Source organism: Burkholderia sp. SRS-W-2-2016, from assembly GCF_001931485.1.
Taxonomy (GTDB): Bacteria; Pseudomonadota; Gammaproteobacteria; order Burkholderiales; family Burkholderiaceae; genus Paraburkholderia.
The window spans coordinates 58582-79274 of the sequence record NZ_MSDV01000055.1 but is presented as its reverse complement, the minus strand read 5'-3'; the positions used below and the strand labels follow the sequence as shown (position 1 = coordinate 79274).

21 protein-coding genes are annotated in these 20693 nt (G+C 66.3%); 13 read left to right on the top strand and 8 right to left on the bottom strand.

The window, feature by feature from the left end; all coding sequences use genetic code 11:
• The first annotated feature begins 104 nt into the window (after positions 1–104).
• The gene (locus BTH42_RS24060; protein ID WP_075303672.1) at positions 105–368 is read left to right on the top strand and encodes a CsbD family protein; all 264 of its coding nucleotides are present in this window, start codon (positions 105–107) and stop codon (positions 366–368) included.
• A 168-nt stretch (positions 369–536) separates the two neighbouring features.
• On the opposite strand, the gene BTH42_RS24055 is transcribed toward BTH42_RS24060, so the two are convergent.
• The gene (locus tag BTH42_RS24055) at positions 537–1346 is read right to left on the bottom strand and encodes an exodeoxyribonuclease III (protein ID WP_075303671.1); all 810 of its coding nucleotides are present in this window, start codon (positions 1344–1346) and stop codon (positions 537–539) included.
• Between the two features lie 34 nt (positions 1347–1380).
• A complete protein-coding gene (locus BTH42_RS24050) occupies positions 1381–1617 on the bottom strand; it encodes a hypothetical protein (protein WP_075303670.1) in 237 nt (78 codons plus the stop codon).
• A gap of 299 nt (positions 1618–1916) precedes the next feature.
• Here BTH42_RS24050 and BTH42_RS24045 point away from each other — a divergent pair, with 299 nt between their 5' ends.
• The 6 genes from BTH42_RS24045 (at position 1917) to BTH42_RS35585 (ending at position 7772) form a co-directional block, all read left to right on the top strand.
• Positions 1917–2633, top strand: coding sequence for a (2Fe-2S)-binding protein (locus BTH42_RS24045; RefSeq protein ID WP_075303669.1), 717 nt, complete (start codon positions 1917–1919; stop codon positions 2631–2633).
• 12 nt (positions 2634–2645) lie between these two features.
• Positions 2646–3647 carry a xanthine dehydrogenase family protein subunit M gene (locus BTH42_RS24040; protein WP_075303668.1) on the top strand — a complete coding sequence of 334 codons (1002 nt, stop codon included), beginning with the start codon at positions 2646–2648 and terminating at the stop codon, positions 3645–3647.
• Positions 3644–5866, top strand: a complete 2223-nt coding sequence (locus BTH42_RS24035) for a xanthine dehydrogenase family protein molybdopterin-binding subunit (protein ID WP_075303667.1) — start codon at positions 3644–3646, stop codon at positions 5864–5866. Before BTH42_RS24040 ends, BTH42_RS24035 begins: the two co-directional genes overlap by 4 nt.
• Positions 5867–5955: 89 nt before the next feature.
• The gene (locus BTH42_RS24030; protein WP_075303666.1) at positions 5956–6543 is read left to right on the top strand and encodes an NTP transferase domain-containing protein; all 588 of its coding nucleotides are present in this window, start codon (positions 5956–5958) and stop codon (positions 6541–6543) included.
• Positions 6544–6780: 237 nt separating this feature from the next.
• Positions 6781–7497, top strand: coding sequence for a PIG-L family deacetylase (locus BTH42_RS24025; protein WP_075303665.1), 717 nt, complete (start codon positions 6781–6783; stop codon positions 7495–7497).
• 122 nt (positions 7498–7619) lie between these two features.
• Complete coding sequence (locus BTH42_RS35585) at positions 7620–7772, top strand: hypothetical protein (protein ID WP_178392228.1); 153 nt, start codon at positions 7620–7622, stop codon at positions 7770–7772.
• A gap of 80 nt (positions 7773–7852) precedes the next feature.
• On the opposite strand, the gene BTH42_RS24020 is transcribed toward BTH42_RS35585, so the two are convergent.
• From BTH42_RS24020 to aepX, 3 genes are read right to left on the bottom strand one after another with little or no spacing between them, the layout of a single operon-like run.
• A complete protein-coding gene (locus BTH42_RS24020; protein ID WP_075303664.1) occupies positions 7853–8920 on the bottom strand; it encodes a 2-aminoethylphosphonate aminotransferase in 1068 nt (355 codons plus the stop codon).
• A 31-nt stretch (positions 8921–8951) separates the two neighbouring features.
• Positions 8952–10115 carry a phosphonopyruvate decarboxylase gene (gene aepY / locus BTH42_RS24015; protein ID WP_075303663.1) on the bottom strand — a complete coding sequence of 388 codons (1164 nt, stop codon included), beginning with the start codon at positions 10113–10115 and terminating at the stop codon, positions 8952–8954.
• On the bottom strand, positions 10112–11836 hold the full coding sequence (gene aepX / locus BTH42_RS24010; protein ID WP_075303662.1) for a phosphoenolpyruvate mutase: 1725 nt from the start codon (positions 11834–11836) through the stop codon (positions 10112–10114). Before aepX ends, aepY begins: the two co-directional genes overlap by 4 nt.
• Positions 11837–12327: 491 nt before the next feature.
• Between aepX and BTH42_RS24005 the strand changes: the two genes are divergently transcribed.
• From BTH42_RS24005 to BTH42_RS23995, 3 genes are all read left to right on the top strand, one after another.
• Entirely contained in the window at positions 12328–13869 is a 1542-nt protein-coding gene (locus tag BTH42_RS24005) for a methyl-accepting chemotaxis protein (RefSeq protein ID WP_075303661.1), read from the top strand.
• Between the two features lie 451 nt (positions 13870–14320).
• Positions 14321–16069, top strand: a complete 1749-nt coding sequence (locus BTH42_RS24000; RefSeq protein WP_075303660.1) for a penicillin-binding protein 2 — start codon at positions 14321–14323, stop codon at positions 16067–16069.
• A gap of 228 nt (positions 16070–16297) precedes the next feature.
• A complete protein-coding gene (locus BTH42_RS23995; protein ID WP_075303659.1) occupies positions 16298–16552 on the top strand; it encodes a DUF2866 domain-containing protein in 255 nt (84 codons plus the stop codon).
• A 27-nt stretch (positions 16553–16579) separates the two neighbouring features.
• On the opposite strand, the gene BTH42_RS23990 is transcribed toward BTH42_RS23995, so the two are convergent.
• Entirely contained in the window at positions 16580–17209 is a 630-nt protein-coding gene (locus BTH42_RS23990; RefSeq protein ID WP_075303658.1) for a 2-hydroxychromene-2-carboxylate isomerase, read from the bottom strand.
• Between the two features lie 362 nt (positions 17210–17571).
• A complete protein-coding gene (locus BTH42_RS23985) occupies positions 17572–18198 on the bottom strand; it encodes a LysE family translocator (RefSeq protein ID WP_075303657.1) in 627 nt (208 codons plus the stop codon).
• Between the two features lie 124 nt (positions 18199–18322).
• On the opposite strand from BTH42_RS23985, the gene BTH42_RS23980 reads away from it, so the two are divergent.
• Entirely contained in the window at positions 18323–18964 is a 642-nt protein-coding gene (locus BTH42_RS23980; protein WP_075303656.1) for a YigZ family protein, read from the top strand.
• On the opposite strand, the gene BTH42_RS35580 is transcribed toward BTH42_RS23980, so the two are convergent.
• Positions 18965–19384, bottom strand: a complete 420-nt coding sequence (locus BTH42_RS35580; RefSeq protein ID WP_178392225.1) for a hypothetical protein — start codon at positions 19382–19384, stop codon at positions 18965–18967.
• On the opposite strand from BTH42_RS35580, the gene BTH42_RS23975 reads away from it, so the two are divergent.
• Positions 19344–19916 (top strand): hypothetical protein, encoded by a 573-nt coding sequence (locus BTH42_RS23975; RefSeq protein ID WP_075303655.1) that lies wholly within the window; start codon positions 19344–19346, stop codon positions 19914–19916. The two genes, BTH42_RS35580 and BTH42_RS23975, sit on opposite strands and share 41 nt — an antisense overlap.
• A gap of 152 nt (positions 19917–20068) precedes the next feature.
• Entirely contained in the window at positions 20069–20689 is a 621-nt protein-coding gene (locus tag BTH42_RS23970; RefSeq protein ID WP_075303654.1) for a LysE family translocator, read from the top strand.
• Positions 20690–20693 lie beyond the last annotated feature (4 nt).

Below are 20693 nucleotides of genomic sequence, written 5' to 3'. Positions count from 1 at the left end.
ACGCAGACCGCCGCCGTATTCACGCGGCCTGCGCGACGGCCTTGGGCGACGCCGTTGCAATTACGGCGCGCTCGCAAGTAAATATGACCACAGGAGCGATGCATATGGACACGAATTCAGCGGAAGGTGCGGTAAAGCAGGTCGCGGGCAAGGTGCAAAGCGCGGTCGGCGATGTCCTCGGCGATACCAGCGAGCAGGTGGCGGGCAAGGCTCGTGAATTGAGCGGCAAGGCGCAGCAGCTATGCGCGAACACCACCAGCCTGATGCGCGACGCCACCGCCGAGAACCCGCTCACGACGCTAGCCGTCGTGGCACTCGCCGGATTCGTGGTGGGTGCGCTGTGGTCGCGCGGCGGTCGGGACTACTGAGGTTGGTAAAAGCGCTGGGATTTTCCGGCGCTTTTCTAAAAGCGGACGCTGAACGAAGCAGCGGAACGTGAGGCCGGGACGAAATAGCGCGATGCGCGACAGCAGAACCCCACCGGCTCGCCTCGCGCTGTCCGCGCCAGCCGGGCCACCTCGCCTCCCGCTGCTTCGTCAGCTACCTCTCTTCCTGCGCCCCGCGTCTATCTCCAGTTCGATCCATGTCGGCGCGTGATCGCTTGCATGCGGCTCCCCGCGCACCCAGCGGTCCACGCCCGCATCGCGCAGACGCGGCGCGAGATCGGCGCTGAGCAGCAGATGATCGATACGCAGCCCTGAATTGGTGTCCCAATGCCGGCGGAAATAATCCCAGAACGTGTACACACGCTCGTCGCCGAAATGCGTGCGCAGCGCATCGGTCCAGCCCTGCGCGAGCAGCTTGCCGTAACGTTCGCGGCTCTCCGGTTGCAGCAGCGCATCCTTCAGCCATGAGCGCGGGTTGTAGATATCCTCGTCGGTCGGCACGACGTTGAAGTCGCCGGCGATCACGATCGGGTGACCGCTTTTGTAAAGATGCGCGGTATGCGTGAGCAGATGATCGAACCACGCGAGCTTGTAATCGAACTTCGGCCCCGGCTGCGGATTACCGTTCGGCAGATACAGACACGCGATCAGCACACCGCCGACCGCCGCCTCCAGATAACGGCTGTGCGTGTCCGCCTCGAAGCCGGGCAAACCGCGCCGCCGCTCCAGCGGCTCGCCGCCCTTCGCCAGAATCGCCACGCCGTTCCATGCGCTCTGGCCGTGCCACACCGCGCCGTAACCGGCATCGCGCAACTGCTCGACCGGAAACGCGCTGTCCACCGCCTTCAACTCCTGCAGACACACCACGTCCGGCGCTTCGCGCTCGAGCCATTGCAGCAGCGCCGGCAAACGCGAACGGATGCCGTTGATGTTGAACGTCGCAATCCGCAGCTTCGCCACGATTGTGTCTCCTTACCGCGTGCTTATCGCGTCCTTACCGCGCGGTTTCAGCCTGGTCGGCCGCGACATCGCACCATTCGATCGCCCACGACCGCGCGCAGCACAGCGCATCCGCCTCGCTCGCAAAGCCGTCGATGTCGCCCGAGTCGTGCGTCAGCAGCGCTTCGTTGCGCCGCGCGGCGCGGGTGATTCTGGCGCGCGCGTAATAGCAGCCGTCTTCCGCGTGACGCGCGCGGCAATCGATGTGGAAGTGCCTGTAGTCGAATTGCATTGGCTCTCCTGTGAACGGGCGACGCATTGGGGATCCAAACCGGGGGGCTCCAGTTAGCGACTGCCAGCACTGCGCATACCCGGCACGCTCATCGCCACACTCATCTTCATTGCGCATATTAGCCCCCGTTAATTGCGCAGAACGGCTTTGCTCTTGCCGCGAGTTTTTCATACGGTTAACAGCTGGTTAACAGCTGCAACGGCACCGAACTTGCTGCACCCGCTATTCGACGCGATGCGTTGAAGCACAACGCGGGTCGTCAGCCTGCATTGACCTTTCAATGGAGTCGACAGACCGTCATGACCACGCCTTCCGAAGCGCCGGATGCGGACGAGACCGCCCGTTCCGAGTCAACTACACAGTCCTCCTCACCTTCTCACCCGTCGCGTCGCCGCTTCCTGCAATCGGCCGCGGCGGCCGCGACGATCGGCGCGGCGCCGCATCTGCGAGCCCAGACGCAGACCCCGGCCGCAGCACCGGCACAACCGAATCCCCCCGTGCCCCCGCGCCCGGTTTCGCTAAACGTGAACGGCCGCACCTACACGCTGCAACTCGAACCGCGCGTGACGCTGCTCGACGCATTGCGCGAATACGCGGGCCTGATGGGCACGAAGAAAGGCTGCGATCGCGGCCAATGCGGCGCGTGCACGGTGCTGGTCGACGGCCGCCGCATCAACTCGTGTCTGACGCTCGCGGTGATGCACGAAGGCGTGCGGATCACGACCGTCGAAGGCCTCGCGTCGAGCACCGGCGCATTGAGTCCGGTGCAGCGCGCGTTCATCGAACACGATGCGTTCCAGTGCGGCTACTGTACGCCCGGGCAGTTGTGTTCGGCGACTGCGCTGCTCGACGAATTCCGCCAGGGTGCAGCGAGCACCGTCACTAACGACGTACGCGCGCGCCCGCCGCAACTTTCGGACGACGAAATACGCGAGCGCATGAGCGGCAATATCTGCCGCTGCGGCGCGTACGCGAACATCGTCGCCGCGGTGCGCGCCGCGCACGGCAACGCGTAACGGAGATACGTCATGGATGCGATCTCCTACGAACGCGCGGCCGATGTCGCCGGCGCGGTACGCGCCGCGCAGCAGCCGGGCGCGGTGTTTATCGGCGGCGGCACCAATCTGCTCGATCTGATGAAGGGCGGCGTCGCGCGGCCGCTGCGTCTGATCGACATTACCCACATCGACGGGCTCGACTCGGTCAGCGCGCTGCCCGACGGCGGCCTGCGCATCGGCGCGCTGGTGCGCAACAGCGACGCGGCCAATCACGCGCGGGTGCGCGAGCAGTACCCGCTGCTGTCGCAGGCGCTGCTCGCGGGCGCGTCGGCACAGTTGCGCAACATGGCGACGGTCGGCGGCAACCTGCTGCAACGCACGCGCTGCGGCTACTTCTACGACACCGCGTTCAGCCACTGCAACAAGCGCGCGCCCGGCAGCGGCTGCGCGGCGCTCGACGGCCACAACCGGATGCACGCGATTCTCGGCGCGAGCCCGCAATGCATCGCGGTCAACCCGTCCGACATGAGCGTCGCGCTGGCCGCGCTCGATGCGCTGGTGCGCGTCAGCGGTCCCGGCGGCGAGCGCACGATCGCGTTCGGCGAGTTTCACCGGCTGCCCGGCGAGCGGCCCGACGTCGATACCACGCTGCAACCCGGCGAACTGATCACCGCGGTCGATCTGCCGCCGCCGCTGTTCAGCGCGCATTCGCATTATCTGAAGGTGCGCGACCGCGCCAGTTACGCGTTCGCGCTCGTCTCCGTGGCGGCGGCGTTGCAGATGGACGGCGAGCGCGTGCAGAGCGCGCGGATCGCGCTCGGCGGCGTCGCGCACAAACCGTGGCGCGCGAACGCGGCCGAGCAGATGCTGGCCGGCCAGCCGGTCACCGACGCGACGCTGAAGAATGCCGCGGCCGCCGCGCTGAGCGGCGCGCAGCCGCGCCGCGAGAACGGCTTCAAGGTGCAGCTCGCGCAACGCGCGATCGTGCGGGCGGTCAAGCTGGCCGCCGGACAACCGGGAGGTATCGCATGAATCTGCTCGGACAGCCGCTCGACCGCGTCGACGGTTTGATGAAGGTGACCGGCGACGCGCGCTACGCGGCCGAATTTCCCGAAGCGCGGCTCGCGCACGCGGTGCTGGTGACCAGCACGATCGCGAGCGGCAAGATCGCATCGATCGACGCGAGTCGCGCCGAAGCATTGCCCGGCGTGCTGCTGGTAATGACCTACCAGAACGCGCCGCGCCTGCCGAACGGCGGCAAGCCGGCGCTCGCGCCGCCCGCCGGCCGGCATCTGACGCTTCTGCAGGATAACGAAGTGCATTACAGCAACGAGCCGGTCGCGGTGGTGGTCGCCGATACGCTCGAACGCGCGACCGATGCCGCGCGCCAGTTGCGGATCGGCTATCAGCCGGGCTCCGCGGCGCTCGATTTCGACGCGGCCAAACCGCAAATGCACGCGCCGGACAATCCGCAGGGCCGTCAGACGGACACCCGGCGCGGCAGCTTCGAGGACGGCATGCGCGCCGGTGACGTACATATCGACGCGACCTACACGACGCCGATCGAGCATCACAACCCGATGGAGCCGCACGCGACGATGGCGCACTGGGACGGCCCGCAACTGACGCTGTACGACTCGACGCAAGGCGTGAGCGGCGCCGCGCAGGCGGTCGCGAAAACCTTCGGTATCCCAACCAGCGACGTGCGGGTGATTTCGCCGCTGATCGGCGGCGGCTTCGGCTGCAAGGGCTCGTCCTGGTCGCATGTGTCGCTGTGCGCGATGGCCGCGCGGCAAACCGGCCGGCCGGTGCGGCTCGCGCTCGAACGGCCGCAGATGTTCGGCCCGGTCGGCGCGCGCCCGCGCACCGAGCAGCATTTCGTGCTCGCCGCGCGGCGCGACGGCACGCTGACCGCGATGCGCCACGACAGCATCTCGAACACGTCGATGATCGAGGACTGGACCGAGACCTGCTGCATGGTCACGCGGATGCTGTACGCGGTGCCCAACCAGATCACCACGCACCGGCTCGTGCAGCTAAACGTCGGCACGCCGACCTTCATGCGCGCGCCGGGCGAAACCACCGGTTCGTTCGCACTCGAATCGGCGATGGACGAACTGGCCGCCGCGCTGCACATGGACCCGCTCGCGCTGCGCGTGAAGAACTACGCGGACAGCGATCCGCAGGAGCACAAGCCGTGGTCCGGCAAGTCGCTGCGCGAGTGTTACCAGATCGGCGCGGAGAAATTCGGCTGGTCGCGCCGCCCGGCGACGCCGCGTTCGCGGCGCGACGGCAACACGCTGATCGGCATGGGGATGGCGACCGCGACCTATCCGGCCAACCGCAGCGACGCGTCGGCGCTCGCGCGGATCCTGCCGGACGGCACCGCGATGGTCGCGTCGGGCACCCAGGACCTCGGCACCGGCACCTACACGGTGATGACCCAGGTCGCCGCCGACGCGCTCGGCTTCGCGCCCGAGAACATCCACTTCGCACTCGGCGATTCGACGCTGCCGCGCGCGCCGGTGTCGGGCGGCTCGCAGTCGGCGGCGAGCGTGTCGCCGGCGGTGCGCGACGCGGCCAGCCAGGCGCGCAACCAGCTGATCGCGCTGGCGCTGGCCGATCCGGCATCGCCCGTGCACGCTCTCGCGCTCGACGACGTGACGGTCGAAAACGGCTGGGTCGTCAGCCGCTCGCAGCCCGGCAAACGCGACCCGGCCGCGGCGATCATCGCGCGCGCGGGCGGCCAGCCGATCGAGGCGAGCGCGACCGCGAAGCGCGGCGACGAAAAGCAGAAGTACTCGTTTCACTCGTTCGGCGCGGTCTTCGTCGAGGTGCACGTCGATGCCGAACTCGGCACGATTCGCGTGCCGCGGGTGGTCGCGGTCTACGACGTCGGCCGCGTGCTGAACCGCAAGACCGCCAATAGCCAGATGATCGGCGGCCTCGTGTGGGGGATCGGCGCGGCGCTGGAGGAGGAAAGCACGCTCGACACGCGTTATGGGCGCTTCACCAATGCGAACCTCGCCGAGTATCACGTGCCGGTGAATGCGGACATCGGTACGCTCGACGTGACCTTTATCGACCAACCCGATCCGTATATCAACTCGCTCGGCGTGCGCGGGATCGGCGAGATCGGCATTACCGGCGTGGTCGCGGCGATCGCGAACGCGGTGTACAACGCGACCGGCGTGCGGGTGCGCGATCTGCCGATCACGCTGGACAAGGTGATGCACACGACGCAGGTGTGACGGCGGCGAGGCGCGCGCTACTTTTGGCGCTTGCCTCGCCTCCCGTTGCATCGCACAATCGCTGTCATTCTGTCTACCGGTATCCGCCGATGGCCTACGCCTCGCTCGCCACTGGCATCCTGCTCGCCGCCGGCTACGGCACGCGCTTCGATCCTCACGGACTCCATAACAAACTGCTCGCCCGTCTGCCGGACGGCACGCCGGTGGCGCACGAGGCCGCGCATCGGCTGCTGGGCGTCGTGTCGAGCGTGCTGGCGATCGTGCGGCCCGGCTCGGATGCGCTGGCTCGCGTGCTGAACGACGCCGGCTGCGACGTGGTGTTCGCGGCCAGCGCCGAACGCGGGATGGGCGCGAGCCTCGCGGCGGGGATCGCGGCCAGCGCCGACGCCGAAGGCTGGATCGTCGCGTTGGCCGACATGCCGCGCATCGCGCTGCCGAGCATCGAAGCGGTGGCCCGCGCGCTCGACGCGGGCGCGTCGCTGGTCGCGCCGTTCCATGCCGGCCAGCGCGGCCATCCGGTCGGCTTCGGCAGCGAGCATCGCGACGCGTTGCTCGCGCTCGACGGCGATACCGGCGCGAAAGCACTGCTGATGTCGCCGGCGCTCACACGCATCGCGGTCGACGATCCGGGCGTTTTGCGCGACGTGGACACGCCCGAGGATTTGCGCGGAATCTAGCGGTGGTTCGGGCACGCGGGCACAGAACCAAACGCGCGACGCGCAAGCGCATCCACCAAAGCACTTCACCTGGCAGTCAGCGGGCAAGTCACCGGGCAAAGTCAGCAGGCACAGCGCTTGCGCAACCTCAAGCCACTCGCGCAATCCTCTGCATTTACGCCTAAGCTGTTGTGACGCCGCGTTTTCGCGCGCGGCGACGAGGCTTCCAACGATCCCGACACCACCCGCCGCCCGCCCATGAGCGAAACCAGCCCACGCCTTTTCATCGTCTCGCCGCATTTCGACGATGCCGTCTTCAGCTGCGGCGCGTTGCTCGCCGCGCATCCGGACGCCGCGGTCTGCACGGTGTTCGCGGCGCCCCCCGAACACGCGATGCATACCGACTGGGACGAGCGCTCCGGCTTCGCGGATGCGCACGAGGCGATCCACCAACGCACGCTCGAAGACAATCTCGCGCTCGAGGTGCTCGACGCAATTCCGCTGCGCATGCCGTTTCGCGACAGCCAGTACGCGGATTCGCCGTCGATCAGCCAGATGGCCGCCGCGCTCGAGGAGACGATCTACCGGACCACCGCCAATACGCTGCTGATGCCGCTCGGCCTGCATCACGACGACCACGCGCGGGTCTTCGAAGCCTGCTGCGAAATCCTGCCGCGGCTCACGCATCTGGACTGGTTCGGCTATGAAGAAGCGATTCACCGCCGCGCGCCGGGCGCGGTGCAGGCTCGCCTCGCCGATCTCGCGCAGCGCGGCATCGTCGCGACGCCGGCCACGCCGAGCGCGAGCCATACGATCGACATGCAGCGCCGCGCGCAACTCAAACGCGAGGCGGTCAACGCGTACGCGAGCCAGTTGCGCGCGTTCGGCCCCGGCAATTACGACGACGTGTTCGCGACCGAGCGCTACTGGCAATTGAGCGTCGGCCGCCGGAGCGCGAAAAGCACGAGAAAGTAACGAGCAGGAAGCGCGGCGAACGCCTACGCTTGAGACAAACAGCCGGCATGCGCGATACGCGCCGGCACACCGGGGGGCTGGCCCGCCCCGGACCCGCGCATTTCCAACGCACAGGTGACGCAATGAGCTACGACATGCACACCACCCCGATTCCCGATCCGAACGCCGACCCGAACCGCGACCCGGAAGCCGATCCGCTCGTGCCGCCGTCGCCGGGTCATCACGTCGAGGAACCGCAGCGGCCCGACGGGCCGCCGGACAAGGATCCGGTGTAAGCCAAAGTAAAGGTGACGGGTGGCGGGTAGCGCTTGAAAGATGACGACGGCGCGGCTTGCGCCGCGCGCCCTTCAGCGCATCAGCGCATCAATTCGCTGAAGCCATCCAGCAGCCGTTCAACATCGGCCGCGTGGATGTTGCCCATCGTCGAGATGCGGAACAGCTCCGCCGACAAACCGCCCTGCCCCGCGTAGATCACGAAGCCGCGCGCCTTCAGCGCGTCGTGCAGTTGCGGATAGCCGATGCCGTCCGGCAGCCGGTACGCGCGCAGCACCACCGACGACTGCTCGGCCGGCAACACGCTGGCCATCCCACGCGCGGCGAGACCCGCGCGCACCTGCTCGGCGAGCGCCGCATAGCGCGCGTGACGCGCCTGCCAGCCGCCTTCGTCGGCGAGTTCGCGCAGCGCTTCGACCAGCGCGTAATACGCATGCACCGACGGCGTGAACGGCGTATTGCGCTGATCCTGCAAGCGCGCGAGCCGGCCCAGATCGAGGTAGTACGTGCGGCTCGCCGCCTGCGCGAGCGCCGCGCGCCGCACGATCACGAACGACGCGCCCGGCACCCCGTGCAGGCACTTGTTGGCGGTCGCGGCGACCGCGTCGAGCGACGCGTCGGCGAAATCGATCGTCTCGGCGCCGAAACTGCTGACGCCGTCCACCAGCAGACGCAGCCCGCGCGCGCGGCAGATTGCGCCGAGCGCGGCGATGTCGTTCAGGCGCCCGGTGGTGGTCTCGTGATGGATCACCGCGACGTGCGTGAACGATTTGTCCGCGTCCAGACGTTGAGCGATCTGCGCGAGATCGGGCGCGTCCATCCAGCCGTGCTTCAGCGTTTCATGCGCGATGCCGTATTGCGTCGCGATCTGCGCGATCCGCTCGCCGTACACGCCGTTTTCGACCACCAGCAGCTTGCCGTTCTGCGGCACCAGCGCGGCCGTCATGCTTTCGACCGCCGCGGTGCCGGAGCCGGTCATCAGTACAGCTTGCCATTCCTGCGGATCGAGCCCGTAGACCTCGACCAGACGCGTGCGCGCCTCTTCCTGCAGGTCGAAAAACTCGCTTTCGCGATGGCACAGGTCGGTCTGCAACAGGCTGTTGCGGACGCGTTCGGTCAACGTCACCGGACCGGGATTGAGCAGCAGCATCGGCGTTCCTTGCTTGAGCTTGAGCGTGGTTTCAGTGCGCGCCGATGTGGCGCATCAGGCGCGTTTTCACATCGGGCGGCGTGATGGTCGGGCGCGGCAGGCCGTCCGGCGTGCCGCGGCGGATCGTCAGGCGTACGAAACGCGGGCCGGCGAGCGGCGCGGCTTCGAACAGCTCGTCGAGCACGGCCGGGTCGTCGCTTTCCACCGCCGACGCATAGCCGCACGCGGCCGCGACGCCCGCGAACGACACCTGCGACGACACCGTCGCCTGGCCGCCGGTCGAGTCGTGCGCGCCGTTGTCGAGCAGCACGTGCGTGAGATTCGCGGGACCGTACGCGCCGAGCGTCGCGAACACGCCCATGCGCATCAGCGCGGCGCCGTCGCCGTCGAGCGCGACCACCCGCAGATCGGGACGCGAGAGCGCGAGACCGAGCGCGAACGGCGTCACGCAGCCCATCGAGCCGACCATGTACAGCTGGTTCGCGCGATCGTCGATCGCATAGAGTTCCCGGCCGCAGAAGCCGGTCGACGCGAGCACCACCGTCGAGTCGAGCGGCGTGTGCGCAATGACCTTTTGCAGCGCGTCGTGACGGCTCGCCAGTTCGTTCGCGTCAACCGCGCGGAACTGCGCGCGCGCCGCGACCGGGGTCTTGCGCGCGGGCGCGGCGGCATCCTTCAGCTCGTACGGCGCGACGCTGCCCTTCTGCATGACCAGCGCGTACGGACGGCCAGTGGCATCCATATGCGCGGTCGCGCGGTCGAGCGCCGGGCCGATCTTGTCCGCTTCGGTCGGGAAGGTCTCCCACGGAATTTCCATCGTGTCGAGCATCGCCGGCGTGACCGGGCCCATCAGCGCGTGCTGCGGTTCGTCCGGTACGCCCGGCTGGCCGCGCCACGTGACGATCAGCAGTTGCGGCAGACGGAAGGTCCACGTCAACGATGTGAGCGGGCTCACCGCGTTGCCGAGCCCCGAGTTCTGCATCATCGTGATGCCGCGCCGGCCGTTCCGCGCGCCGAGCGCGACGCCGGCGATCAGCGCGACCGCGTCGCCCTCGTTGGCCGCCGACACGTAGTGCAGCGATTCGTCCTGCAGCACGTAGTTGATGAACGGCGTCAGATACGAGCACGGCACGCCCGCGTACCAGTCGAAACCGCGCTCGCGCGCCGCCTCGACGAACTGTGCCGCTTCGATCATTGCGCGCCTCCGTGGGCGGCATCGCGAGCCTCGCCGACCGCGCTCGCGAACGGTGCCTGCGCATGCGCGAAGTCGCCCGCGCGGCGGAAGTCGTCGAGATCGTTGACGCCGCGCCAGTGGCCGTGCACGTATTGCACTTCGATCGACTCGCCCGCTTCGACCAGCGCGTTCAAGAGCGCCGGCATGTCGAGCGACGCGAAATCGGCGCGCTTTTGCAGCTCGCTCATCACCGCCTGCAAACGCTCACGGCCCGCGCCGCGCACGTTCAGCAGACCCATCCAGCGGCCGTGCGGCGCCTGGCCGCCGACTGCCGCGCCCGACTGTTCCTGGCCGCTCGCGACATGGCGCAGCACGACCTTGGTGCCGAACAGACCGCGGTCGTCGGCCGCCGAGCACCACGCGAAATCGCGCACGCTGGCGTTTTCCGTATCGGTCAGCGACGAATCGACGACCACGCTGAAGTCCGCTTCGCTCTCGACCAGATCGCGCAGGATGTAGCTGCGGAACAGCAGATCGCCGTACGAGATCACGGTGTCGCCGTTCAGCTTGTCCAGCGCGCACGCGAGCGACGCGAGTTCGCCGGTCTGCGCATGCTGTTCGTTGACGACGAGGCGGATGCCGGCGGTGTCGATCGCATCGGCGCGATAGCCGCCGACCACGGTGATGTCGTTGACGTTCTGCTTCTTGAACGCATCGACGAGCCAGCGCAGCAGCGGCTTGCCGGCGATCGGCAGCATCACCTTCGGACGGTCTTCGGTGACCGCTTCGAGGCCCTTGCCGCGGCTCGCGGCGAGCACCACCGCGGAGCCCGCGACGCGGCCGCCGGACAGATAGCGGTCTTCGGCTTCCGAGTATTCGTCGGCATCCTGCAGGCGGAAAATTTCGTTGACCGCGGCGATGCTGTCTTCGACGTTGACCAGCGTTTCGCTCGTGTGGATTTCCTTCGCGACCGCCTGCATCGCCGAGGTCGCCGCGCGGATCAGATGGTTCGCCCAGATCACGGTGCTGATGCCCGCTTCGCGGAACACTTCGGTCGGCGTGCTGTAGTACTTGGTCGGCACGATCACGAGCGGGCCGCGACCCGCCCATTCGCGCGCGAATTCGAGAATCTCGTCGGGGCGCGACAGCTTGCTGTGAATCAGGATCGCGTCGGCGCCGGCCTGGCGATACGCCTCCGCGCGGCGCAGCGCTTCGTCCATGCCCCAGCCGGCGATCAGCGCCTCGACGCGCGCGACGATCGAGAAATTCTCGTCGGTCTGCGAATCCTTGCCGGCCTTGATCTTGCCGCAGAACTCGTCGATATCGGCGAGCGGTTGCGCTTCGCCATTGATGAAGCTGTTGGTCTTCGGAAACTGTTTGTCTTCGATACACACGCCGGCGATGCCGCGCTGTTCGAGCTTGCGCACCAGCCGGCGCACGTTGTTGAAGTTGCCGTAGCCGGTGTCGCCGTCGAGCAGGATCGGCAGATCGCTCGCGTCGGCCATGAATTCGAGCGTGTCGACCACCTGGGTCCAGCTCGCCTCGTTGTTGTCGCGCACGCCGAACTGCGCGGAGATCGCGAGGCCCGAGCCCCAGATCGCCTTGAAGCCGGCTTCGCGCACGATCCGCGCGGACAGGCCGTTATGGGCCTCCATCATGAATTCGAGTTCGTTGCTGACGAGCATCTGGCGCAGACGTGCGCTGCGGGACGTGGAAACAAAGGCGGGTTCGCGTGCATTCATTTTTTTCGCTACTCCTGGTGGCGGGCTTATTGACGTTGTTCTGTGCCCGGCTGCGACTGGAAAAGGGCGACTATAGCGGAATTTTTTATGACAGGCGGTTGAAACGGGCGATGAGTTTTTCGGGTTGCGGTTAAGTGGAAAAATGTGTCGTTTTGCGCTTCCCCTGCCACATCGCGGCGCGCGGGGCGGCAATTGCGGCGGGATTTTGCGCGTTTATATAAACGCTATTTTTTTTATCGGCTTCGCGTCGAATTGGCCGCTTAATCGATCAATTACCGCCTATATGAATTCGTCAAAAATCCCGCCCGGATTGACGGCGTTTTTACCGCGCGGAGTCTCTATAAACCGCTGATTAATCAGACGAATAGCCGCGCAAAAACAGCGGGTTTCCCCTGCCTGCATGAAGCGCACCGTGCGCCGTAAACACAGCAAGCGGCAACCCGACCGCCACTCCAACGGACCCAAGCGGCTATAAGCCCTTCCCCCTCGCTATGACTCTGAACCGAAAACTCGCCTCGATGATCGCCGTGATGTGGGTCGGTCTGATCCTGATCGGCGGCTTCGGCGCGTGGCAGCATCGCACCGCGATGATTGCCGACCGGCGCGATCAATTGCGCTCGCTGATCGACCAGGCCAATCACGTGGTCGGCCGCTATTACGCGCTCGCGCAGCAGCATGCGCTGTCGGAAGACGACGCGAAAAAACAGGCGCTCGCCACACTCGCCGCGATGCGCTACGGCAGCGACGGCTACATCTCGATCAACGATTCGCAGCCGGTCATGCTGATGCATCCGTTCAAGACCGAGATGGTCGGCAAGAACCTCGCGCAGTTCACCGACCCGGCCGGCAACCATCTGTTCGTCGACATCGTGCGCGCGGGCAATCGCGAGGGCGGCGGCTTCGTCGATTATTTGTGGGCCAAGCCGGGCAGCGAGCAGCCGGTGCCGAAAACCAGCTACTCGATGCGCTTCGCGCCGTGGGACTGGTATCTCGTGACCGGCATGTATATGGACGACGTGCAGAGCGCGTTCTATCGCACGCTGCTGCGCTGGCTCGCGATCACGGCCGTGCTCGGCGGCCTCGCCACCTTCGTGATGCTGCTGGTGCTGCGCAGCATCCGCCGCTCGCTCGGCGGCGAACTCGAAGCGGCGGTCGAACACGCGCGGCTGATGGCGCAAGGCAATCTGGCCACGCCGGTGCACATCGATTCACGCGACCAGAGCAGTCTGCTGCATGCGCTGCGCACGATGCAGGCGGGGCTCGTCGAGACGGTTTCGCGGGTCCGTCAGGGCACCGAGAACATCAACGTCGGCGCGAGCGAAATCGCCGCCGGCAACACCGACCTGTCGCAACGCACCGAGGAGCAGGCGGCGGCGCTCGTGCAGACCGCGTCGAGCATGGACCAGATGACCGTCAACGTGAAGCAGAACGCCGACAGCGCGCTGCAGGCCGCGCAGCTCGCGAGCGACGCGGCCAACGTCGCGACGCGCGGCAGCCGGGTCGTCGACGACGTGGTGCGCACGATGGGCGAGATCACCGCGAGCTCGCGGCAGATCGGCGACATCATCGGGGTGATCGACGGCATCGCGTTTCAGACGAACATCCTCGCGCTCAACGCGGCGGTCGAAGCAGCCCGCGCCGGCGAACAGGGCCGCGGCTTCGCGGTGGTCGCCGCCGAGGTGCGCAGCCTCGCGCAGCGCTCGGCGACCGCGGCCAAGGAGATCAAGGCGCTGATCGAAACCTCGACCGATACCGTCGAGACGGGCGCGTCGCTGGTCGCCAACGCGGGCGCGACGATGGGCGAGATCGTGCAGTCGGTGAAACGCGTGAACGAGATTCTCGAAGAAATCAGCCATGCGTCGCGCGAACAGAGCGCGGGGATCGAGCAGGTCAATCGCGCGGTCGGCGAGATGGATCAGGTCACGCAGCAGAATGCGGCGCTCGTCGAACAGGCCGCGGCCGCCGCGCATTCGCTGAAGGATCAGGTCGGCGTGCTGCGCGACGCGATCGGGAGTTTTGCGTTGCCGGCGTAAGCCGCCAACAGGGCGCCCCGCGTTAGCGGCCCCGCCTCGGCCTCTGTATTACCCCTGCGTTCAGCGCGCAAAAAAGAAGGCGCTCCACAGGCGGGGAGCGCCCCTTCAACACGCCGCGTCGGAGTCGACGCATCAATCGGACGAGTCAGCCGCGCGGATTTTGCAGATCCGCGCGGCTTTTTCTTTGGCGCTCGTTTTTAGCGCTCGTCTTCGGCGCTCGCGCAGCGTGGCCGCGTATCCGCGTGCCACGTCAAGCAGCTTTCACAATCCTCGCATTTGAATTACGTTTTATTTACAATCAGCCAGCCAATGGCCGTTGTCCGATTGCCTGCCGGCTCGCTGTAGTCCACCGACGCGCAATCCGCAACGGCCATGCGCCAATGCCGCCCCGCCCTCGCCGGCGCGGCGGCTTCGTTCAATCGAGAGGTCCACCCGTCCGCCAGCCGCGCTTATGATCCGTCAGAAAAAACCGCCATCGCACGATCCGTATGCCGCCGCGAAGAATCCGCTGCTCAGCGCGCGCCTGCCCGCATGGCGCTCGAAGTTCGTCGTCCTGATCGTGTTCGCCGCGTTCGCGGCGCTCGCGGCCCGCGCGTTCTGGGTGCAGATCATCAATCAGGACTTCTATGTCGATCAGGGGCAAAAGCGCTATCAGCGGGTGCTCGAACTCGACGCGATGCGCGGGCGGATCGTCGACCGTCATGGCTCGATGCTCGCGGTCAGTCTCGCCACCTACGAAATCTGGGCGACGCCGAAGCTGGTCGAAGACAGCGCGATCGCACCGCTCGCGAAGCTGCTCGATCTGCCGGCCGCGGAACTGCGCCGGCGCCTGAGCGGCGAGCGCAGCTTCGTGCTGCTCAAGCGCCAGGTCGACGCCGATACCGCCGCGCAGCTAACGCGCCTGGGCCTGACCGGCATCACGCAGATCGCCGACTCCAAGCGTTTTTATCCGGAAGGCGAGTCGGCCGCGCACGTGGTCGGCTTCACCGACATCGAGGACAACGGCCAGGAAGGGATCGAGCTGGCCGCCAACGAACAGTTGGAGGGCACGCCGGGCCAGCGCGAAGTGATTCGCGACCGGCTCGGCCGGGTGGTGTCGGAGACGCGCCCGCTGATACCCGCGCGCAACGGCGCGACGATCCAGCTGACGATCGACCGGCGCATCCAGCAGCTCGCGTATGCGCAGTTGAAGGCCGCGATCGCGCAGCATCGCGCGGAAGCCGGCAGCGTGGTCGTGCTCGATGCGCGCAACGGCGAGATTCTCGCGCTCGCCAATTACCCGAGCTTCGATCCGAACGACCGCGCGGGTCTGACCGGCCGGCAGTTGCGCAATCGCGCGGTGATCGACACGTTCGAGCCCGGTTCGACGATCAAGCCGCTGGTCGTCGCGTTGTCGATGGACGAAGGCAAGGTGCGGCCGCAAAGCGTCATCGACACCGGGCCCGGCTGGTACAAGATCGGCCCGGCGGTGATTCACGACACGTCGAATCACGGCACGATGACGGTCGCCGAGGCAGTGCAGAAGTCGAGCAACATCGCGCTCGCGAAGCTCGCGCTGAACCTGCCGGCCGAGACCATCTGGACCAAGTACCAGCAGTACGGACTCGGCATCAAACCCGAGCTGACCTTCCCCGGCGTGGCCGCCGGCAAGGTGCGGCCGTTCAAACGCTGGCGCCCGATCGAACAGGCGACGATGGCGTACGGCTACGGGCTGTCGGTGTCGCTGCTGCAGATCGCCCAGGTCTACACCGCGTATGCGGGCGACGGCACGATGCAGCGTGTGAGCCTGCTGCGCGAGCCGCTCGACGCCGCTGCCGATGCCAGTTCCGAAGACGCGTTCAGCGCGCACAGCGAGCAGGTCACGACGCCGGCCACCGCGCGCGCGATCCGCAACATGCTGGAGATGGCCACTGGCGCCGGCGGCACCGGGCGCGCGGCGACGGTGGAAGGCTACCGGGTCGGCGGCAAGACCGGCACCGCGCGCAAGCAGATCGGCGCGACCTACGCGAAGAACCGCTACCGCGCGCTATTCGTCGGCATGGCGCCGATGAGCGATCCGCGCCTGATCGTCGCCGTGATGATCGACGACCCGGCCGGCAAGGCGTTTTATGGCGGCACGGTCGCGGGGCCGGTATTCAGCGGCGTGATGGGCGGCTCGTTGCAATTATTGGGCGTGTTGCCGGACGCGGCGGGAGTGTGAAAAAAGATAAGCGTCCATAACACGTCCGCTTGCATTCGCTTGCACTCGCTTACACGCATTGACATTGGTTTGGGCAATCATGACGGCTCTTAAGTTTGGCTTAATTGTTCCCTGCAACTATGTCGCTCATCCCCTGTTGAGCCGCCAGAACATCGGCGGCGCTTTTTCTTGGGGATGCCAAAAAATGCGCCGGAAGCTGTTCGTGCCCAAAAAAGACGGAGGTAAATCATGGTTGAAGATATGGTTGTCGAACACCTGCGTGCGATGCCCGGCCATGAATGGGTTCGCCAGATTCACTCCTGCAAGGTCTCCGATCCGCTGCAACCGCCCTGGGGCCGTTCATACCGGCTCGTCGAATGGACGATGAAGCACGCGCCCGAATCGAGCCGCCGTGTCGTTCCCGCCGAAAGTACTCCCCTCGAAATCGCTCAGGCGATGGCCTCTCACGTGCCCGGCCGCCGCTTCTGCCAGCAGGCCGACTGAGCGCGGCGCTCGCCACGCGCGGCAATTTCAGGCGCGCGCCGGCAGCGTCTCGCAGTAGTCCAAAGCATCCTCCAGCCTGTCGTTACCCCAGAACATTTCGCCGCCGACGAAAAACGTCGGCGCGCCGAATATGCCTTTATTCACGGCCGATTCGGTCTGCTCGCGCAGGCGCAGCTTGTTCGCGTCGGCTAGCGCGGCGTCGATAATGCGCTGTGTGGGTAAGCCGAGCGAGTCGAGCGCTTCGCTGACGACCTCGGGCGAACCGATATCGCGATCCTCGGCGAAATTCAATTGCATGATCTTGCGGCAGTAGGCGCCGATCCACGGCTCGTCCGCACCGGCCAGCGCGACGCGCATCGCCAGCAACGCGGCACGCGGAAACGTGCTCGGACGCGTCAGCGCAAGGCCATATTTGCGGCATTGGCGCTCCATGTCTTTCCACACGTACGCGCCTTTTTCCTTTTGCAGAACGAACGGCGAGTTGTCGAAGCCGAGCTGGCGAAATACCGGCCCCAGCAGAAACGGCCGCCAGACGATCCGCACATTGCGCGCATCCGCCAGCGCTTCGATACGCATCGTGCTCAGATAGCTGTAGTTGCTGCCGAAATCGAACCAGAATTCGATCGTGCGCGTCGTTGAGAGTGGGTCGTCGGGCATCGCGGTCTCCAGAAGTCGGCGGCGGTGCGCAGCACGCGATTCGCGCGGGCCGCCGCCGCGAGGTCTTGCAAAGCTTAACAATCGCCTGCGGCGCTTGTACCTATGATTGCTCTTTCTGCCTTACAGGTTCGAGAGCCATATCATGAATTTTCCTTACGACCTGCTAACCGCGAGCTGTCTTTTTGTCGTTGTCGTTTCGTCGCTGGTCATGCTCGCGCTGGCCTGAATTCAAGCGCGTCATCTGCGTCACCCCTCTTCTTCTCGCCCCCTTCCATAAAATAAAGAGTGCTGTACGCATATACAGCACTCCTTATCCGCGCCAAGCGCGTTTCGTGTTTCCCGTCTCCGATGTCTTAACCGGCTCAGCGCGTCTGCACCGCCACGCGCAAGCCGAGCGAGATAAACAGCACGCCGATCAGCTTGTTCTGCCAGCGCGTCAACCACGTTAAGCGCTTCACGAGTCTGCCGACCGGGCGCATCGTCAGCACCAGCAAGGTCGTGTAAAGCGCGCTCATGGCGACGAAAATCAGCCCGAGCGTCGCGAATTGCAGAAACGTCGAGCCATGCTCGGGCCGCACGAATTGCGGCAAAAACGCGAGGAAAAACAGCGCGGTTTTCGGGTTCAGCACTTCGGCGGGAATCGCCTGCAGGAAAGCCTTCGAACCCGACAGCGGCGCGACCGCCGGCAGATCCGCGCTCGCCTGTTTCGCGCGCAATGCGCGAATGCCCAGATAGACCAGATACGCGGCGCCGACGAATTTCACAACGTTGAAAGCCAGCGCGGAAGTCATCAGCAGTGCGGAAAGACCGACCGCGGCGCCCAGCGTGTGGATGAAATCGCCGGCTGCGATCCCGAGGCCGGTCAGAATGCCGGTCTTGCGGCCGCCTTGCATCGTACGCGTCAACACCAGCAGAACGGCCGGACCCGGAATCAGAAACAGGCCGAGCACGACGGCCACGAAAGTGCCCAGGGTGGATAGTTCAAGCATGTCGTCTCCTTGCGACGCGCTGGCTCGATATGTCGGTGGACGTCGGTGCGCGTTCGTGACGGCCATTGTAGACGAGGCATCGAACGCCCGCCGCGCGTGCCCGCGGCGCGACCGATCCGCTACCATGACGGACATCGCGCCCCGTTGCGGCGCGCCGTCCTTATCCACTCGCGTCTTTGCCTTGCCCACCTATACTTTGCCCGCGCCGCTGAGCGCGGAACTCGAAATTCGCAAGAGCCGCTTCATCGCGCATGCGATTCCGGTCGCCGATCGCGACGCCGCGATGGCCGAACTGCAGCGTCTGCGCGCCGAGCACCCGGCCGCGACGCACGTGTGCTGGGCGCTGCTGGCGGGCGGCCAGTCCGGCATGTCCGACGACGGCGAACCGTCCGGCACCGCGGGCCGGCCGATTCTCGAAGTACTCCGGCATCACGATCTGGATGGCGTGCTCGCGGCTGTGGTCCGCTACTACGGCGGCGTGAAGCTCGGCGCCGGCGGGCTGGTGCGCGCGTACACCGATGCGATCGCGTCGGCGCTGCTCGATGCGCCGCGCGTCGAGCGGATTGCGCAGCTGTCTCTCGGCGTGGAAGTCAGTTATGCCGACGAAGCGAAAGTGCGCCGCTGGATGGACGCGCAAGGCTACGCGCTGGTGGACAGCGCGTACGGGATGCTGGTGAAGATGACGATGCGCGTGCCCGCCACCGCGCTCGACGACGCGAAACGCACCGTCACCGATCTGACGCAGGGAAAAGCGGGTTTTTTCTGATCATTCGCCGGCCTGCGTCGGCGCTTTGCTGCCGCCCGGCAAAGAACCCGCGAAGGCCGATCCGCCGAGCCGCCGACGCGCCGACCCGTCACGCATTTTCACAATGTTCTCATCCGTCGCCCTTACAGTTGCGCGTGCAAGCATGGCCGGCGAGCCGTTTGGGAGTACTCCCGGTAGCCACGAGCCAGCCGGCTGGCTATGATGGCCCGGCCCGCCCGGTCGGCCGCGCGGCTTGCCGCGTGAAACCGGATCGGGATCGTGGTCCCGGGCCTTTTGACTGGTTTGAATTGAAACGATCCGCTTCGCTGCTACCATGCTGCTCTCCGGATCACTCCATAAAAGGGCATTTCCTCTGACCTCGACCGCCGCTTCGTTCCGTATGGCTACCATGCGTTCATCGTTGAGATCCGTCGTGCTCAAGGGTTGCGTCGCGGGACTGCCGCTGCTGCTGTCCGCCTGCTCGTGGTCATGGTTCGGCCTGAACAGCAGCGCGCCCGCCGCGAAGACGCACGGCACCGGCTCGCTCAGCGTCGCGCCCGCGCGCGAGTTCGTCTACCAGTCCGCCCGCGCGGGCCGGATTTCGCCGAACCGCATCGAAAACACCGCGATGACCGGCGTCGTGATGAAGGACGAGATCAATGAGATCGTGCGCAACAGCGTCGCGAACAACCTGCGGATCGCCGGTTTCCGGGTCGACGACAAGCGCCGCGTGCTCAGCGGCAGCATCGAAACCTTCTCGGTCGACGACACCCGCTCGCCCGCACTGTGGACGCTGAAAATGCGCTACGTGGTCACCGACGCGGCGACCCGCAAGGTGATGTTCACCACCACCCGCACCGTGAAGCACAAGTCGCCGAAGTTCACCAACAGCACGATCGCGATCGAGGACACGGTCAGGGCGAGTGTCGATACGTTGATCGGCGACCCCGGCTTTATCAATGCGGTGAACTGACCACGCGCCGGGCGGGGGGCCGGGGTCGCGCGCGGTTTCGCTACAATCGCGCTACCGGCGACGCGCGCCGCTAACCCCTACCCGCTCTATCCCGCTGTACCCGTTACCCGCGCGCGCCGCATCGTCATCTCCCGTTCAGCGTGCGAGCCGTCATGTCCATTGCCGCCTGGCTATTCTTTTTGCCCGCCTGTTTCGCGATCAATCTCGCGCCCGGCCCCAACAACCTGCTGTCGATCAACGTCGCCGCGCGACACGGCTTCGTCAAGGCGTTCGTCGGCGGCACCGGCCGGCTGCTTGCGTTCGCGCTGATGCTCGCGCTCGCCGCCACCGGCCTCGCGGTCGTGCTGCATGCGTCGGAGTGGGTGTTCCTCGCGATCAAGCTGACTGGCGCCGCGTATCTGATCTGGCTGGCGATCCAGTTGTGGCGCAGCGACGCGCCGACAATCGATAGCTCGCAGGCACAGCCCGCGTCGCTCGCACGCATCGCGCGGCAGGAGTTTTTCGTGGCCGCCGGCAATCCGAAAGCGATTCTGGTATTCACCGCGTTTCTGCCGCAATTCGTCGACCTCGCGCGGCCGATCGTGCCGCAATTCGCGGTGCTCGGCGCGAGCTTTCTGGTCCTCGAATGGGTTGCGATCGCGCTGTATTCATGGGCCGGTATGTATCTGGGCAAATGGCTCGGACGCGCCGACATCCGCCGCTGGTTCAATCGCTGCTGCGGCGGCTTTCTGGCCGCGATCGGCGTGAGCTTCCTGCTGGTCCGGCGTGCCTGATCGA